This is a genomic window from Kitasatospora sp. NBC_01300 (genome assembly GCF_041435235.1).
In the GTDB taxonomy this organism is placed as follows: Bacteria; Actinomycetota; Actinomycetes; order Streptomycetales; family Streptomycetaceae; genus Kitasatospora.
On record NZ_CP108408.1, the window covers coordinates 6,823,174 to 6,841,515 of the forward strand.

The following is an 18,342-nucleotide window of genomic DNA, read 5'->3' on the forward strand; positions in this document are numbered from 1 at the left end:
ATGCTGACCACCACCGCGGTCGACCTCACCGACCCGGGCCTGTGGGCCCGCCCCGACACCCCCGCCCTGGTCGCGGAACTGCGCCGGGAGGCCTCCGTCCACCGCACCGACACCGTCGACGACGGGCCGATCTGGTCGGTGCTCTCCTACCGGCACTCCGCGGAGGTGCTGCGCAACGCCACGCTCTACAGCTCCGAGCAGGGCTCGCTGCTCGGCGCCGGCGAGGGCAACGTCCCGGTCGGCTCCGGCCGGATGATGGCCCTCACCGACCCGCCCCGGCACCGCGAACTCCGCGCGCCCGCCAACCCGTTCTTCGCCCCCGGCCCGGTGCGCGGAGCGTCCCGCGGCATCACCGAACTCGCCGCCTCGATCGTCGACCGGGCCGTCGAGCTGGGCGAGGTCGACCTCGTCGACGCCGTCTCCGCCCTGCCGCTGTCCGTCATGTGCGACCTCCTGGACGTCCCCGAGAAGGACCGCGAGATGGTCGAACGGGTCTGCGACGTCGCCTTCCTCGGCCGCACCCCCGAGGAGCGCCGGGCCGGCCACCAGCAGCTCATCCCCTACCTGCTGCACCAGGTGATGCTGCGCCGCACCGACCCGCGCGACGACCTGATCAGCAAGATGGCCACCTACCGGGTCGGCGGCAAGCTGCTGCCGATCGAGGACGTCGTCCTCAACCTGGACAACATCGTGGTCGGCGGCGTCCAGACCGTCCGCCACACCGCGGCCATGGGCCTGCACACCCTCGTCCAGCACCCGGAGCTGTGGCGGCAGTTGCAGCGGGGCGAGGTCGGCATGGACTCGGCGCTGGACGAACTCCTGCGCTGGACGTCCGTCGGGCTGCACACCCTGCGCACCGCGAGCCGGGACACCGAGCTCGACGGCCGCACCATCCGGCGCGGCGACCGGGTCGCGGTCTGGGTGTGGTCCGCCAACCGGGACCCGGAGGCCTTCGAGCGGCCCGAGGAGATCCTGCTCGACCGCGCCCCCAACAAGCACCTCGCCCTCGGCCTCGGCGCCCACTACTGCATCGGCGCGCCGCTGGCCAAGGCCGAACTCGGCGCCCTGTTCACGGCGATGCTGGAGCGCGTCGCCGTGATCGAGCCGACCGGGCCGGTCGTCCACAACCGCTCGATCATCAACTTCGGCCTGGACCACTTCCCGGTGCGCCTCACCCCGCGCTGAACCGGCCCGCCCCACCCCGCGCCGGACCGGCCTGCCCCACCCCGCGCCGAACCGGCCCGCCACACCCTGCCGACGGGCGCCCGAGACGAACTGCCGCGTTCCTGCCGCGACTCCTGCCGTTGCGCCCCCCGGCCCGCCCCTACCTTCGAAGCAACCCAAGGAGGACACCATGAGCAACCCGTTCGAGGACGACAACGCCGGCTACCTGGTGCTGGTCAACGACGAGAACCAGCACTCGCTGTGGCCGGTCTGGATCGACGTGCCGGCCGGTTGGACCACCGTCCACGGCGAGGACACCCGCCAGGGCTGCCTCGACCACATCGAGGCCAACTGGACCGACATCCGGCCCGCCAGCCTGACCGCCTCCCTCGCCCGGCAGTGAGCGCGACCATGCTGACCTGGGAACTGAACCCCGGCCGTCCGGCCCTCGCCCACGCCCCGCGCACCGCCGACATCGGCGAGGCCCGCGCGTGGCTGCGCGAGAACGAGACCGAGCTCACCGAAGCCCTGCACCGGCACGGCACGATCTTCCTGCGCGGCCTGCCGGTCGCGAGCACCGAGGACGTCGCCGCCGTGCGCGACGTCCTCATCCCCGAGCGCACCCCCTACCGGGAGAAGGCCACCCCGCGCAGCGACTACGGCAACGGCGTCTTCTCCTCCACCGACCTGCCGTCGCCCCAGCCGATCCGGATGCACAACGAGAACAGCTACACCCTCACCTTCCCGGGCCGGCTGCTCTTCGCCTGCCTGACCGCCCCCGAGGAGGGCGGCGCCACCCCGACCGCCGACTGCCGCCAGGTGCTCGACCACCTGCCCGCGCACCTGGTCGAGCGGATGCGGACGTCCGGCTGGACGCTCACCCGCAACTACTCGGACTACGTCTCGCTCGGCTGGCGCACCGCCTTCGCCACCGAGGACCGGGCCGAGGTCGAGGCCTACTGCCGGGAGAACGGCATCACCTGGGAGTGGCTGCCGGACGGCAACCTGCGCACCGGCCAGCTGCGCCCCGGCACCATCCACCACCCGGCGACCGGCGAGGAGGTCTGGTTCAACCACCTCGCCTTCTGGAGCGAGTGGTCGCTCGACCCGGACATCCACGAGGCGATGACCGACGAGTTCGGCCCGGACGGCTTCCCGTTCAACACCGGCTTCGGGGACGGCGAACCGCTGGAGCGCGCCGACGTCGACGCCCTCAACGAGGCGTACCACGCCGCGACCGTGCGCGAGCGCTGGCAGGTCGGCGACGTGATGCTGGTCGACAACGTGCTGTGCGCGCACGGCCGGGACCCGTACCGCGGCGACCGCAGGATCGCCGTCGCGATGGGGCAGCCCCTCGACGTCCTGGACTGCCGGCCCAGCGTCCGGCCCACCCTGGCCGTCGCCTGATTGTCCCAGACCACCCCGTGCCGTGACGTGAGTAGAGGAAGCACCGTGATCCCGGTTTCGTACGCACAGCAGCGTCTCTGGCTGATCGACCAGATCGAGGGGCCGACCGCGCTGTACAACCTTCCGTTCGCCCTGCGCCTGCGCGGCGAGCTCGACACCGCCGCGCTGCGTGCCGCGACGGTGGACGTGGTCGCCCGGCACGAGGCCCTGCGTACGGTGTTCCCGGTGGCCGGGGGAGTCCCGGTGCAGCAGATCCTGCCGGCCGAGGAGGCGCAGCCGCGCTTCCTGGTCGTGGACTGCGCACCGGACGACTACCCCGCCCGCCGGGACGCGGCCGCCGCCGAGACCTTCGAGCTGAGCCGCGAACTGCCCATCCGGGTCACGGTGTTCACCCTCGCTCCGACCGAGCACGTGCTGCTCGTCGTCCTGCACCACATCGCCGGCGACGGCTGGTCGCTCGGCCCGCTGCTGCGCGACCTCGCCACCGCCTACCGCGCCCGGCTCGCCGGCCGCGCCCCCCACTGGGAGCCGCTGCCCGTCCAGTACGCCGACTACGCGCTCTGGCAGCGCGACCTGCTCGGCGACGAGCGCGACCCCGAGAGCCTGCTCGCCCGCCAACTCGACCACTGGCGAACCGCGCTGGCCGGACTCCCGGAGGAGCTGGAGCTGCCGACGGACCGCCCCCGCCCGCCCGCCCCCACCGGCGCCGCCGACTCCGTCGACCTCGTCTGGGGCGCCGACCTGCACGGCGCCCTGCTCGACCTCGCCCGCGCGCACCGCACCACCCTGTTCACCGTCCTCCAGGCCGGCCTGGCCGCACTGTTCACCAGGCTCGGCGCCGGCACCGACATCCCGCTCGGCACCGGCCTCGCCGGCCGCGCCGACGAGGCCCTGGACGACCTGGTCGGCTTCTTCGTCAACTCCCTGGTGCTGCGCGCCGACACGTCCGGCGACCCGAGCTTCGCCGAACTGCTCGGCCGCGTCCGGGAGGCCCAGCTCGACGCCTTCGCCCACCAGGACATCCCCTTCGAGCGCCTCGTCGAGGAGCTCAACCCGACCCGCGCCCTCGGCCGCCACCCGCTGTTCCAGACCCTGCTGGTGCTCCAGAACCACGGACAGGACGCCGAACTCGACCTGCCCGGGCTGGAGTCCGCACCCGAACCGATCGGCCTGCGGGTCGCCAAGTTCGACCTCAACATCGGCATCGCCGAACGCCACGGCCCCGACGGCGCCCCCGCCGGGCTCACCGGCTCGATCGAGTACGCCGCCGACCTCTACGACCACGCCACCGTCGCCGCCCTGGCCGCCCGGCTCGGCCTGCTGCTGACCGGTGCCGCCGCCGACCCGCACGCCCCCATCGCCACCCTCGACGTCCTCGCCCCCGAGGAACGCACCCGCATCCTCACCGAGTGGAACGCCACCGGCGCCCCGGGCCGGGCCGGGACCCTCGCCGAGTCCTTCGAGCGCCAGGCCGACCGGACCCCGCACGCCACCGCCCTCGCCCACGACGGCGGCACCCTCGACTACGCCGAACTCGACGCCCGGGCCAACCGCCTCGCCCACCACCTGATCGCCCTCGGCGTCGGCACCGAGACCCCCGTCGCGATGCTGATGGAGCGCTCCGTCGAGGTCGTCGTCGCCACCCTGGCGATCCTCAAGGCCGGCGGCTGCTACGTGCCCATGCACCCCGGCCTGCCGCCCGAGCGGATGACCGACGTGCTCGCCGACACCGGCGCCCCCGTGCTGCTCACCGACCGCGCCGACCCGGGCTTCCCGCACCGGGCCGTGGTGGTCCGCCCCGGCGACGAGGCGGCCGCCCCCGCCCACCGCCCCGGCGTGCCCGTCCACCCGGACCAGCTCGCCTACGCGATGTACACCTCCGGCTCCACCGGCCGCCCCAAGGGCGTCGCCGTCCGCCACCGCGACGTCCTCGACCTCGCCGCCGACCGGCGCTGGCAGGACGGCCGGCACGAGCGGGTCCTGCTGCACTCCCCGCACGCCTTCGACGCCGCCACCTACGAGATCTGGACGCCCCTGCTGGCCGGCGGCACCGTCGTCGTCGCCCCGCCCGGCGCCCTCGACGCCACCTCCCTGCACGCCGTCACCACCCGCCACGACGTCACCGCCGTCTTCCTCACCAAGGCCCTGTTCGACCTCGTCGCCGAGCAGGCCCCGCAGACCTTCGCCGCCCTGCGCGTCGTCTGCACCGGCGGCGAGGCCGCCTCCGGCACCCTGATGCGGCGCGTCCTGGACGCCTGCCCCGACCTGCTGCTCGCCCACGTCTACGGGCCCACCGAGACCACCACCTTCGCGACCCACCACCCGCTCGTCCACGCCGACCTCGACGGCCCCCGGGTGCCGATCGGCGGCCCGCTCGACGCCATGCGCAGCTACGTCCTCGACGCCCGGCTGTGCCCCGTCCCGCCCGGCGTCCCGGGAGAGCTGTACATCGCCGGTGCCGGGCTGGCCCGGGGCTACCTGAACCGGCCGGGGCTGACCGCCGAGCGGTTCGTCGCCTGCCCGTACGCGCCGGGGGAGAGGATGTACCGCACCGGCGACCTGGTGCGGCTGCGCGCCGACGGCGCCGTGGAGTTCCTCGGCCGGATCGACGGCCAGGTCAAGCTGCGCGGCTTCCGGATCGAACTCGGCGAGATCGAGGCGGCGCTCTCCCGCCACCCCGCCGTGCGCCAGGTCATCGTGATCGCCCGTGAGGACCGCCCCGGCGACACCCGGCTGGTCGCCTACTGCACCGCCGACGCCTCGCTCACCCCGGCCGAGCTGCGCACCTTCGCCGGCACCACGCTGCCCGGCTACATGGTCCCCGCCGCCGTCGTCCTGCTCGACGCGCTGCCGCTCAACGCCAACGGCAAGGTCGACCGCCGGGCCCTGCCCGCCCCGGACGTCGCCGCCGACGGCACCGGCCGCGAGCCCCGCGACGAGCGCGAACGGGCGCTGTGCGAGCTCTTCGGCGACCTGCTCGGCATCGACGACATCACCATCGACGACGACTTCTTCGCCCTCGGCGGCCACTCGCTGCTCGCCACCCGCCTCACCGGGCGGGCCCGCGCCGAACTCGGCATCGAACTCGCCATCGGCGACCTCTTCCAGGCCCCCACCGTCGCCGGGCTCACCGACCGGCTCGCCGACCGCGCGGCCGACGTGCCGGCCCCGGCCCGCCCGGCGCTGCGGCCCGGCCCCCGGCCGGACCGGGTGCCGCTCTCCTTCGCCCAACGCCGCCTCTGGTTCCTCGCCCAGGCCGAGGGCCCCGCCGCCACCTACAACGTGACCCTCGCCCTGCGGCTGAGCGGCCCGCTCGACCCCGCCGCCCTGGCCGACGCCCTCGGCGACACCGTCCGGCGGCACGAGGCCCTGCGCACCGTCTTCGCCGTCCACGACGGCACCCCCCACCAGCACGTCCTGGACGGGCCGACCGCCCCGCTGCTCACCACCACCGACCGGCCGGTGGACGAACTCGCCCGCCACACCTTCGACCTGGCCGCCGACCTGCCCCTGCACGCCTACCTGCGGCCCGAGGGCCCGGACGAGCACGTCCTGGTCCTCGTCCTGCACCACATCGCCGGCGACGGCGCCTCGCTGGGCCCGCTCTACCGCGACCTCACCGACGCCTACCGGGCCCGGCTCGCCGGCCGCGCCCCCGACGGCGAGCCGCTGCCCGTCCAGTACGCCGACTACGCGCTCTGGCAGCACGCCCTGCTCGGCGACGAGGACGACCCGCAGAGCCTGGCCGCCCGCCAACTCGCCTACTGGCGCGACGCGCTGGCCGACCTGCCGGAGGAGCTGCCGCTGCCCGTGGACCGCTCCCGGCCGCCGGTCGCCACCCACCGCGGCGCCGTCGTCCCGCTGGAACTCGACGCCGAACTGCACGCCCGCCTCGGCGAGCTCGGCGCCCAGCACGGCGCGACCCTGTTCATGGTCCTCCAGGCCGCCTACGCCACCCTGCTGCACCGCTTCGGCGCCGGCACCGACCTGCCGATCGGCACCCCGGTCGCCGGCCGCCTGGACGAGGCCGTCACCGACCTGGTCGGCTACTTCGCCAACACCCTGGTGCTGCGCACCGACCTCTCCGGCCGGCCGGGCTTCGCCGAACTGCTGCGCCGCGTCCGGGACACCGACCTCGCGGCGTACGAGCACCAGGACACGCCGTTCGAGCGCCTCGTCGAGGAGCTCAACCCGGTCCGCTCGCTGGCCCGGCACCCGCTGTTCCAGGTGATGCTGACCTTCGCCACCGCCGCCGAGGCCGGACCGTCCTTCCCCGGTGTGGCGGCGGCGGAGGAGCCCGTCGACTACGGCACCGCCAAGTTCGACCTCAAGCTGTCGCTGACCGAGCGCCACCGTGCCGACGGCACCCCGGGCGGGCTCGCGGGCGGGCTGGAGTACGCCACCGACCTGTTCGACCGGGAGACGGCGGAACGGCTGGGCGCCGCACTGGTCCTGATCCTGCGGCAGGCCGCCGCCGACCCGGACCAGGCCGTCACCACTGCCGAGGTCCTGCCCGAGGACGAGCGGGCCGCGCTGACGGCCGGCCCCGCGCCGGCCGGGGAACCGCCGCTGCTCCCGGCCGTGTTCGAGGCTCAGGCCGTGGCGACTCCGGAGGCGGTGGCGCTGGTCCACGGGAGCACCGTGCTGACCTTCGCGGAGCTGAACGCGCGGGCCAACCGGCTGGCGCACCGGCTGATCGCCGCCGGGGTCGCCCCCGGATCGGTGGTGGCCCTCGCCCTGCCGCGCTCGGCGGAGACGGTGGTCGGGCTGCTGGCGGTGCTCAAGGCCGGCGGTGCCTACCTGCCGCTGGACGCCGAGTACCCGGCGGAGCGGACGGCGCACATGCTCGCGGACGCCGCGCCCGCCCTGGTGCTGACCGACGCCCGCTGGCCGCTGCCCGAACTGCTGGCCGCCCTGCCCGTCCTGGACATCACGGACGTCACGGATGTCACGGACGAGCCCGGCCCGGCCCAGGACCCGCGGCCCCGCCTGCACCCGGAGGACGCCGCCTACGTGATCCACACCTCCGGCTCGACCGGCCGCCCCAAGGGCGTGCTGGTGCCGCACCGCAGCCTCGCGGCCCTGCTGGCCGGCCACCGGGCCACGGTGATCGCGGACGCCGAGGCGGCGCACGGCCGGCTGCGGGCCGCGCTGACGGCGTCGCTCTGCTTCGACGCCTCGCTGGAGGTCGTGCTCTGGATGGTCGCCGGGCACGAGCTGCACCTGATCGGCGACGAGGTCCGCCGGGACGCCGCCCAGCTGGTCCGCCACGTGCGCGGGACCGGGATCGACACGCTGCACGTCACCCCCTCGTACGCCGAGCAACTGGTCGAGGAGGGCCTGCTGGAGGAGCCCGCGCCGAAGCTGCTGCTGCTCGGCGGGGAGGCCATCGGCCAGGGCCTGTGGACCAGGCTGTGCGCGTCCCCGCTGACCGCCGGCCACACCATGTACGGCCCCACCGAGTCCACCGTGCACGCCCTCACCCGGCCGCTCGACGGCACGGACCGGCCGGTGCTCGGCCGGACGGTCGCCGGGACCGCCGGGTACGTGCTGGACGAGTACCTGAACCCGGCGCCGGTCGGCGTCCCCGGGGAGCTGTACCTGGCGGGGGCCGGTCTGGCCCGGGGCTACCTGAACCGGCCGGCTCTGACCGCCGAGCGCTTCGTCGCCAGCCCGTTCGCCGAGGGCGAGCGGATGTACCGCACCGGGGACCTGGTCCGCCGCACCCGCGACGGCGAGCTGGAGTACCTCGGCCGCACCGACCACCAGGTCAAGGTCCGGGGCTTCCGGATCGAACTCGGCGAGATCGAGAGCGTCCTGGCCGCGCACCCGCAGGTGCACCGGGCCGCCGTCCTGCCCGACGACAGCGGTCTGCGCCTGGTCGCCTACGTGGTCGCCGACGGCCCCCTCGACCCGGCCGCACTGCGCGCCTTCGCCGCGGAGACACTGCCCGGCTACATGCTCCCGGCCGCCTTCGTCGCGCTGCCCGCCCTGCCGCTGAACGCCAACGGCAAACTGGACCGCGCCGCGCTCCCGGCCCCGGACTTCGCCGCCCTCGCCGGCGGCCGGGCCGCCCGCACCCCGCAGGAGGAGATCCTCTGCGGCCTGCTCGCCGAGGTGCTCGGCCTCGACGCGGTCGGCGCCGACGACGACTTCTTCGCGCTGGGCGGGCACTCGCTGCTCGCCACCCGGCTGCTGAGCCGGGTCCGGGGCGCGCTGGGTGCGGAGTTGGGCATCCGGGACGTCTTCGAGGCGCCGACCGCGGCCGGGCTCGCCGACCGCCTCGACGCGGGCTGCGACCGGCTGGCGCTGAGTGCCCGGGCCGAGCGGCCCGAGCGGGTGCCGCTGTCCTTCGCGCAGCAGCGGCTCTGGCTGATCGACCGGATGGAGGGCCCGAGCGCCCTCTACAACTCGCCGCTGGCCCTGCGGTTGGCCGGGGAGCTGGACACCGCCGCCCTGGAGCTCGCCCTCGGCGACCTGGTGGCCCGGCACGAGAGCCTGCGCACGGTGATCGTCGAGACCGACGGCGAGCCCCACCAGCTGATCCGGCCGGCCGACGCGGCGGCGGTGCCCTTCGACGTCCGGGACTGCCCGGCCGACGAGGTCGCCGAAGCGGTCGACGCGGCCTCCCGCCGGGCCTTCGACCTGGCCACCGAACTCCCCCTCCGGGCCGTCCTGTTGCGCACCGACGACCAGGACCACGTGCTGGTCCTGGTGCTGCACCACATCGCGAGCGACGGCTGGTCGACGGGCCCGCTGGTCCGCGACCTCGCCGAGGCCTACGAGGCCCGGGCGGCGGGCACCGCACCCGAGCGGGTGCCGCTGCCGGTGCAGTACGCGGACTACGCGCTCTGGCAGCGCGAGCTGCTCGGCGAGGAGGCCGATCCGGAGAGTCTGGCCGCCCGCCAACTCGCCTACTGGCGCGGCGCGCTGGCCGACCTTCCGGAGGAGCTGACGCTGTCGGCGGACCGCCCCCGGGGCGCCGTCGCCAGCCACCGCGGTGACCGGGTGTCGCACCTCCTGGGCGCCGAACTCCACCGCGAGCTGGTCGGGTTGGCCCGCTCGCAGCGGGTGACGGTGTTCATGGCCCTCCAGGCCACCCTGGCCGCCCTGCTGACCCGGCTCGGCGCGGGCACCGACGTGCCGATCGGCTCGGTGGTGGCCGGGCGGTCCGACGAGGCGCTGGACGAGCTGGTCGGCTTCTTCGTCAACACCCTGGTGCTGCGCACCGACACCTCGGGCGACCCGAGCTTCACCGAACTGCTGGCCCGCGTCCGGGAGACCGACCTCGGTGCCTACGCGCACCAGGACGTGCCGTTCGAGCGACTGGTGGAGGAGCTGAACCCGGTCCGCTCGCTGGCCCGCCACCCGCTCTTCCAGGTCATGCTGGTGCTCCAGAACAACGAGCAGGCCGACGCATCGCCCACCGGCCCGTGGGGCGAGGCGCTGCCGGCGGCCACCGGAGTCGCCAAGTTCGACCTCAACCTGATCGCCCAGGAGTCCTTCGACCCGGAGGGTGAACCCGCCGGGATCGACTGCGCGCTCGACTTCGCGACGGACCTCTTCGACCGGGAGACGGCCGAGGCGGTCGTCCGCCACTTCGCGCGGCTGCTGACGGCGGCCGTCCGGCGGCCGGACACCCGGATCGGGCTGCTCCCGTTGGTCACCCCGGCCGAGCGGGCCGAACTGCTGGGCGGTGTGGCGCCGTTGGCGGTGGAGGTGCCGTTGGTTCCGGCCGTGTTCGAGGCTCAGGCCGTGGCGACTCCGGAGGCGGTGGCGCTGGTGCACGGGGGCGTCGCGTTGACCTTCGCGGAGCTGGACGCGCGGGCCAACCGGTTGGCGCACCGGCTGATCGCCGCCGGAGTCGCCCCCGGAGCGGTGGTGGCGCTGGCGCTGCCGCGTTCGGTGGAGTCGGTGGTCGGGTTGCTGGCGGTGCTCAAGGCCGGCGGCGCCTACCTGCCGCTGGACCCGTCGTACCCGGCGGAGCGGACGGCGTACACGCTGGAGGACGCGGCGCCGGTGCTGGTGCTGACCGACGCCCGTTGGCCGCTGCCGGAGGTGCTGGCGGGGCTGTCCGTCCTGGACGTCACGGATGCGCCCGGTCCTGCGGAGGGTCTGCGACTCGGTCTGGGCGCGGCGGATGCGGCGTACGTGATCTACACCTCGGGTTCGACCGGTCGCCCCAAGGGCGTGGTGGTGTCGCACGGGAGTCTCGCGGCGCTGCTGGCCGGCCACCGCACGGAGTTGATGGCGGGTGAGGAGCGGCGCAGGGTCGCGTTGACGGCCTCGCTGTGCTTCGACGCCTCGTGGGACGGCGTGCTGTGGATGGTCGCCGGGCACGAGCTGCACCTGATCGGCGACGAGGTCCGCCGGGACGCCGCCCAGCTGGTCCGCCATGTGCGCGAGGCCGGGATCGGTGTCCTGGAGGTCACCCCTTCGTACGCCGAACAGCTCCTGGCGGAAGGACTGCTGGAAGCACCGGCGCCGGGCCTCCTGCTGCTGGGGGGTGAGGCCGTGGGTCAGGCGTTGTGGACGCGGTTGCGGGAGGCGCCGGGGACCCGGGCGTACAACCTGTACGGTCCGACGGAGTCCACCGTGGACGCGCTGGTGCAGCCGCTCGACGGCACGGACCGGCCGGTGCTCGGCCGGACGGTCGCGGGGACCTCCGGGTACGTGTTGGACGAGCACCTGAACCCGGTGCCGGCCGGTGTTCCGGGGGAGTTGTACCTGGCCGGGGCCGGTCTGGCCCGGGGCTACCTGGGCCGCGCGGCACTCACGGCGGAGCGTTTCGTCGCCAGCCCGTTCGCGGTGGGCGAGCGGATGTACCGCACCGGGGACCTGGTCCGCCGCACCCGTGACGGCGAGCTGGAGTACCTGGGCCGCACCGACGACCAGGTGAAGATCCGCGGCTTCCGGATCGAACTCGGCGAGATCGAGCAGGTGTTGACCCGCCACCCCGCCGTCCGCCAGACCGTGGTGACCGTCCGGGAGAGCGGCGAAGGGGACCGCCGACTGGTCGCCTACTGCGCGGTGGACGGCGCCGCCGCCCCCGAACTCGCCCACGCGCTGCGCCGGTTCGCCGGCGAGTCGCTGCCCGGCTACATGGTGCCCGCAGCCGTGGTGCCGCTCGACGCCCTGCCGCTGACCGGCAGCGGCAAGGTCGACCACCGCGCTCTGCCCGCCCCGGACTTCGCCGCCCTGGCGGCGGCCGGCGGCCGGGCGGCCCGCAGCCCGCAGGAGGAGATCCTGTGCGGCCTGCTCGCCGAGGTGCTGGGCCTGGACACGGTCGGCGTGGAGGACGACTTCTTCGCGCTGGGCGGGCACTCGCTGCTCGCCACCCGGCTGCTGAGCCGGGTCCGCTCCGTACTGGGAGCGGAGTTGGGCATCCGGGACGTCTTCGAGGCGCCGACCGCGGCCGGGCTCGCCGACCGCCTCGACGCGGGCTCCGACCGGCTGGCGCTGAGTGCCCGGGCCGAGCGGCCCGAGCGGGTGCCGCTGTCCTTCGCGCAGCAGCGGCTCTGGCTGATCGACCGGATGGAGGGCCCGAGCGCCCTCTACAACCTGCCGCTCGTGCTCCGGGTGAGGGGCGAGCTGGACGCCGCGGCCCTGGAGCTCGCCCTCGGCGACCTGGTGGCCCGGCACGAGAGCCTGCGCACGGTGATCGAAGAGGAGGACGGGACCCCGTACCAGCGGATCCGACCGGCCGAGGCGGCCCGTGTCCCCGTCGAGCTGCTGCCCGGCGGCACCGCGCCGGAGGCCTGCACCTCGCGCCCGTTCGACCTCGCGGCCGAACTGCCGATCCGGGCCCACCTGATCCCGGCCGGCCGGGACGAGCACCTGCTCGTCCTGGTGCTGCACCACATCGCCGGTGACGGCTGGTCGATGGGCCCGCTGCTGCGGGATCTCGCCGCGGCCTACGCGGCGCGGGTGGCGGGCGTTGCGCCCGAGCGGACGCCGCTGCGGGTGCAGTACGCGGACTACGCGCTCTGGCAGCGTGAGCTGCTGGGGGAGCGCGAGGGCGACGGCCAGGACCTGGACCAGGACCAGGACCGGGACCTGGACCAGGACCGGGACCAGGACCGGGACCAGGACCAGGACCAGGACCAGGACCAGGGCGGCCTCCTCGGTCGCCAACTCGCCTACTGGCGCGACGCGCTGGCCGACCTCCCGGAGGAGCTGACGCTGCCGGCGGACCGCCCCCGGGGCGCCGTCGCCAGCCACCGCGGCGCCCGGATCGTCCATCCGCTGGGCGCCGAACTCCACCGCGAGCTGGTGACGTTGGCGCGCTCACAGCGGGTGACGATGTTCATGACCGTCCAGGCCGCCCTGGCCGCCCTGCTCACCCGACTGGGGGCCGGTACGGACATCCCGATCGGCTCGGTGGTGGCCGGGCGGTCCGACGAGGCGCTGGACGAGCTGGTCGGCTTCTTCGTCAACACCCTGGTGCTGCGCACCGACACCTCGGGCGACCCGAGCTTCACCGAACTCCTGGCCCGCGTCCGGGAGGCCCAACTCGACGCGCACGCACACCAGGACGTGCCGTTCGAGCGGCTGGTGGAGGAGCTGAACCCGGCCCGCTCGCTGGCCCGGCACCCGCTCTTCCAGGTCATGCTGGTGATGCAGGGCGACGGCGACGCGGCGCCGCTCGACGCGGCCGGTCTGGACGTCTCCGTCGAGCCGTCCGGCGGCGCGGTCGCCAAGTTCGACCTGAGCGTCGGCATCGGCGAGTCCTTCGACGCGGACGGCGCCCCGGCCGGCCTGGAGTGCGTGATCGACTTCGCCACCGACCTCTTCGACCGGGAGACGGTCGAGGCGATCGCCCTCCGGCTCGGCCGGCTGCTGGCGGCCGTGGCGGCCGGGCCGGACCGGCCGATCGGCCGGGCGGAACTGCTGTCCCCGGCCGAGCGGGCCGAACTGCTTGACGGGTCGGTGCCGTTGGCGGTGGAGGTGCCGTTGGTTCCGGCCGTGTTCGAGGCTCAGGCCGTGGCGACTCCGGAGGCGGTGGCGCTGGTGCACGGGGGTGCCGCGTTGACCTTCGCGGAGCTGGACGCGCGGGCGAACCGGCTGGCGCACCGGCTGATCGCCGCCGGGGTCGCCCCCGGATCGGTGGTGGCCCTCGCCCTCCCGCGTTCGGTGGAGTCGGTGGTCGGGCTGCTGGCGGTGCTCAAGGCCGGCGGCGCCTACCTGCCACTGGACCCGTCGTACCCGGCGGAGCGGACGGCGTACACGCTGGAGGACGCGGCGCCGGTGCTGGTGCTGAGCGACGGGCGCTGGCCGCTGCCGGAGGTGCTGGCCGGGCTGTCCGTCCTGGACGTCACGGATGCGCCCGGCCCGGACGGGAGCCCGAGCCGTCGGCTGGAGTCGGCGGACGCGGCGTACGTGATCTACACCTCGGGTTCGACCGGTCGCCCCAAGGGCGTGGTGGTGTCGCACGGGAGTCTCGCGGCGCTGCTGGCCGGCCACCGCATGGAGCTGATGGCGGGTGAGGAGCGGCGGAAGGTCGCGTTGACGGCCTCGCTGTGCTTCGACGCCTCGTGGGACGGCGTGCTGTGGATGGTCGCCGGGCACGAGCTGCACCTGATCGGCGACGACCTGCGCCTCGACGCGGCCGCCCTGGTCCGCCACGTCGGCACGCACGGCCTCGACGTGGTGAACTCCACCCCGTCCTTCGCGGCCCAACTGGTCGAGGAGGGACTGCTCGACGCCCCCGCCCCCAAACTCGTCCTGCTGGGCGGTGAGGCCGTCGGTCAGGCGTTGTGGACGCGGTTGCGGGAGGCGCCGGGGACTCGGGCGTACAACCTGTACGGTCCGACGGAGTCCACCGTGGACGCGCTGGTGCAGCCGCTCGACGGCACGGACCGGCCGGTGCTCGGCCGGACGGTCGCGGGGACCGCCGGGTACGTGCTGGACGAGCACCTGAACCCGGTGCCGGCCGGTGTTCCGGGGGAGTTGTACCTGGCGGGGGCCGGTCTGGCCCGGGGCTACCTGGGCCGTGCGGCCCTCACGGCGGAGCGTTTCGTCGCCAGCCCGTTCGCCGAGGGCGAGCGGATGTACCGCACCGGGGACCTGGTCCGCCGCACCCGTGACGGCGAGCTGGAATACCTGGGCCGCACCGACGACCAGGTGAAGATCCGCGGCTTCCGGATCGAACTCGGCGAGATCGAGCAGGCGTTGACCCGCCACCCGGAGGTCGCCGCAGCCGTCGTCCGCCCGGACGACAGCGGCACCCGGCTGGTCGCCTACCTGGTCACCGACCGTCCGCTCGACCCGGCCGGGCTGCGGGCCTTCACCGCCGAGTCCCTGCCCGCCCACATGGTGCCCGCCGCCTTCGTCGCGCTGCCCGCCCTGCCGCTGACCGGCAGCGGCAAGGTCGACCACCGGGCCCTGCCCGCCCCGGACTTCGCCGCCCTGCCGGCCGGCCGCCCGGCCCGCACCCCGCGGGAGCGCCTGCTGTGCACGCTGTTCGCCGAGACCCTCGGCCTGGACCGGCTCGGCATCGACGACGGCTTCTTCGACCTCGGCGGACACTCCCTGCTCGCCATGAAGCTGCTCTCCCGGATCCGCACCGCCCTCGGCGTCGACCTCGGCATGCGGGCGCTGTTCGAGGCGCCGACCGTGGCCGGGCTCGACCGCCGGCTCGACCAGGGCCCGGCGGCCGACGCCCTGGACGTCCTGCTGCCGCTGCGCACCGGCGGCGACCGGGCCCCGCTGTTCTGCGTCCACCCGGCGGCCGGCATCAGCTGGGTCTACTCCGGGCTGCTGCGCCACCTCGACCCCGAGCTGCCGGTGTACGGCCTCCAGGCCCGCGGCCTGCGCGGCGGGGCGCCGGCCAGCGTCGCCGAGATCGCCGAGGACTACGTGCGGCAGATCCGCGCGGTGCACCCGTCCGGCCCGTACCACCTGCTGGGCTGGTCGTTCGGCGCGGTGGTCGCCCAGGAGATGGCGGTCCGGCTGCGGGCCGAGGGCGCGCCGGTCGGCCTGCTGGCCCTGTTGGACGGCGCCCCGGCGGTCCGCACGGACGCCGCCCCGCCCACCACCGAACCCGCCGACACGTTGGCCGAGTTGCTGCGCTCGCTGGGCTACGATCCGGCGGACGGCAGCGGCCAGGCCGACCTGGCGGCCGTGCTCGGCGAGGCCGCGGACGTCCTGCCCGAGGTGTTCGACCGGCACCGCAAGCTGATGGCCGAGCACCTGCCCGAGCAGTACCGGGGCGACGCCGTGTTCTTCGGCGCCACCCTCGACAAGCCCGCCGACTGGCCGTACGAGCAGGCTTGGCGGCCCTACCTGGACGGCCGGATCGAGAGCCACCGCCTGGCCTGCGGGCACGGCGACCTGACCCGTCCGGAGTCCCTCGCACGGATCGCCGCCGTGCTCGCCGAGAAGCTTGGAGTGTGATCCGCGATGACCACCACCGTCCCCGCACCCGCCGCACCGCCGACCGGACCGCCCCGCGGCCGGTGGGGCCTGTGGGCCCACGCCGACTTCCGCCGGCTCTGGATCGGTGAGACCTCCAGCGGTCTCGGCACGGCCGTCGGGAGCGTGGCACTGGCCCTGGTCGCCGTCGTCACGCTGGACGCCGGCCCGCTCGCGGTCGGTGTGCTGAACGCGGCCGCCTGGCTGCCCTGGCTGTTCCTCGGCCTGCCGGCCGGCGCCTGGGTGGACCGCTGGCCGCGACTGCGGGTGATGCTGGTCTGCGACCTGCTGCTGCTCCTGCTGTTCGCGAGCGTCCCGGTGGCCGGCTGGCTGGGCGTGCTCGGCATGCCGCAGCTGGTGGTGGTGGCCCTGCTCACCGGGGCCGTGAAGGTGTTCTTCTCCACCGCCTACGGGGCCGTGCTGCCGACCCTGGTCGGCAAGGAGGACCTGCTGGAGGGCAACGTCAAGCTGCGCTCCGGCGCCTCCGCGGCCGACATCGCCGGGCCGGGCGTGGCCGGTCTGCTGGCGCAGGCGTTCGGCGCGGCCAGCGGGCTGCTCGCGGACTCCGTCAGCTACGTGGTCTCCGCGATCTGCGTCAGCCGGATCCGGACGGTCGAGCAGCCGCCGCCGCGGTCCGCGCGGCGCGGCCTCCTGCGGGAGATCGGCGACGGGGTGCGCTTCCTGGTGCACGACCCGTACCTGCGGACGCTGGCGCTGTTCGGCGCCGTCGGCAACCTGGGGCTGAACGGCATCCAGGCGGTGCAGACGGTGTTCCTGATCCGGTCGGTCGGCGTCGAACCGGGCGCGGTGGGCCTGGTGTTCGCGGTGGTCAGCATCGGCGGCCTGGCCGGGGCGACGCTGGCCCGGCGGATCGCCCGCCGGCTCGGCAGCGCGCGCGGACTGCTGCTCTGCGAGCTGGTGGTGGCGCCGTTCATCCTGCTGCTGCCGCTCGCGGGGGAGCGGCTGCCGCTGGCGGTGTGCGCGCTCGCCTGGGCCGTCGCGGTGGGCGGGGTGATCGCCGGGAACGTGCTGGCGGGAAGCTTCAACCAGGCCTACTGCCCGCCGGAGATGATCGGCCGGATCCGGGCCAGCGCGGCGACCCTGAACTACGGCGCGATCCCCGTCGGCGCCCTGGCCGGCGGCTGGCTCGGCGAGGCGCTGGGCGCCCGCACCACCATCTGGATCATGGCGGGCGTGCTGCTCTCCGCCGGCGGGGTGCTGCTGGCGAGCCCGCTGCGGGGCCTGCGCGACTTCCCCGAGCGGCCCGAACTGCCCGAGCTGCCCGAGCGCCCCGGGCGTCCCGTCTCCTGACCGGACCGCCGCAGCACCCGAACCACCCGCTCTGCCCCGCACCTGACCTGACCTGACCTGACGTGGCCTTCCCTCCCGACCCCTGGAGCCTCCGATGACCCGCACCGCCCGCCCGCGCCACTACCTGATGTGCCGTCCGACCCACTTCGAGGTCACCTACGCGATCAACCCGTGGATGGACCCGGCGAAGCCGGTCGACACCGGGCTCGCCGTGGCGCAGTGGGAGCGGCTGTACGCGCTCTACCAGGAGCTCGGCCACCGGGTCGACCTGATCGACCCGCTGCCCGGCCTGCCCGACATGGTCTACGCGGCCAACGGCGCCACCGTGGTGGACGGCAAGGTGCTCGGCGCCCGCTTCCGCAACGCCGAGCGCGCCGCCGAGGGCCCCGCCTACCTGGAGTGGTTCCGCGCCCGGGGCTTCGAGACGCTCGATCCGGAGCACGTCAACGAGGGCGAGGGGGACCTGCTGCTGACCGCGAGCTCCGTGCTGGCCGGGCGGGGCTTCCGCAGCGTGACCGACGGGCACGCGGAGGCCCAGGAGTTCTTCGGGCGCCCGGTGATCGGCCTGGAGCTGGTCGACCCGCGCTACTACCACCTGGACACCGCGCTGGCCGTGCTGGACGGCGACGAGATCATGTACAACCCGGAGGCCTTCTCGGCCGGCAGCCGTGCCGTCCTGCGCCGGCTGTTCCCCGACGCCCTGCTGGTGGACGGCGCCGACGCGGCGGTGTTCGGCCTCAACGCGGTCAGCGACGGCCTGCACGTGGTGCTGCCGGAGGCGGCCGTCGGCCTGGCCGCGCGGCTGCGGGAGCGCGGGTTCCGGCCGATCGGGATGGACCTCAGCGAGCTGCTCAAGGGCGGTGGCAGCGTCAAGTGCTGCACCCTGGAGATCCGCGCGGCGGCCTGAACGACGGTCTGAACAGCGGCCTCAACGACGGCCTGAACGACGGTCTCGGCGGGCGGCCGTGATCAGTGGTGCTCGGCTGTAGATCCGCCGTTGAACGCTCCCGGCCAGACTGGTGGCACACCACGACGGAAGCCCTTCCC

General features: G+C 74.9%; 6 protein-coding genes. All 6 read left to right on the top strand.

Annotation, left to right across the window (positions count from 1 at the left end; genetic code table 11):
- The 6 genes from OG556_RS29785 (at position 1) to ddaH (ending at position 18,202) form a co-directional block, all read left to right on the top strand.
- The gene (locus tag OG556_RS29785; protein WP_371521540.1) at positions 1 to 1,185 is read left to right on the top strand and encodes a cytochrome P450; all 1,185 of its coding nucleotides are present in this window, start codon (positions 1 to 3) and stop codon (positions 1,183 to 1,185) included.
- 169 nt (positions 1,186 to 1,354) lie between these two features.
- Entirely contained in the window at positions 1,355 to 1,567 is a 213-nt protein-coding gene (locus OG556_RS29790; RefSeq protein ID WP_063350320.1) for an MbtH family protein, read from the top strand.
- An 8-nt stretch (positions 1,568 to 1,575) separates the two neighbouring features.
- Positions 1,576 to 2,571, top strand: a complete 996-nt coding sequence (locus OG556_RS29795; protein WP_371521542.1) for a TauD/TfdA family dioxygenase — start codon at positions 1,576 to 1,578, stop codon at positions 2,569 to 2,571.
- 45 nt (positions 2,572 to 2,616) lie between these two features.
- Positions 2,617 to 15,966: an amino acid adenylation domain-containing protein gene (locus OG556_RS29800; protein WP_371521544.1), complete on the top strand. Its 13,350-nt coding sequence runs from the start codon at positions 2,617 to 2,619 to the stop codon at positions 15,964 to 15,966.
- Between the two features lie 6 nt (positions 15,967 to 15,972).
- Positions 15,973 to 17,295: an MFS transporter gene (locus tag OG556_RS29805; protein ID WP_371521546.1), complete on the top strand. Its 1,323-nt coding sequence runs from the start codon at positions 15,973 to 15,975 to the stop codon at positions 17,293 to 17,295.
- A 94-nt stretch (positions 17,296 to 17,389) separates the two neighbouring features.
- Entirely contained in the window at positions 17,390 to 18,202 is an 813-nt protein-coding gene (gene ddaH, locus OG556_RS29810; protein WP_371521548.1) for a dimethylargininase, read from the top strand.
- Positions 18,203 to 18,342: the final 140 nt, after the last annotated feature.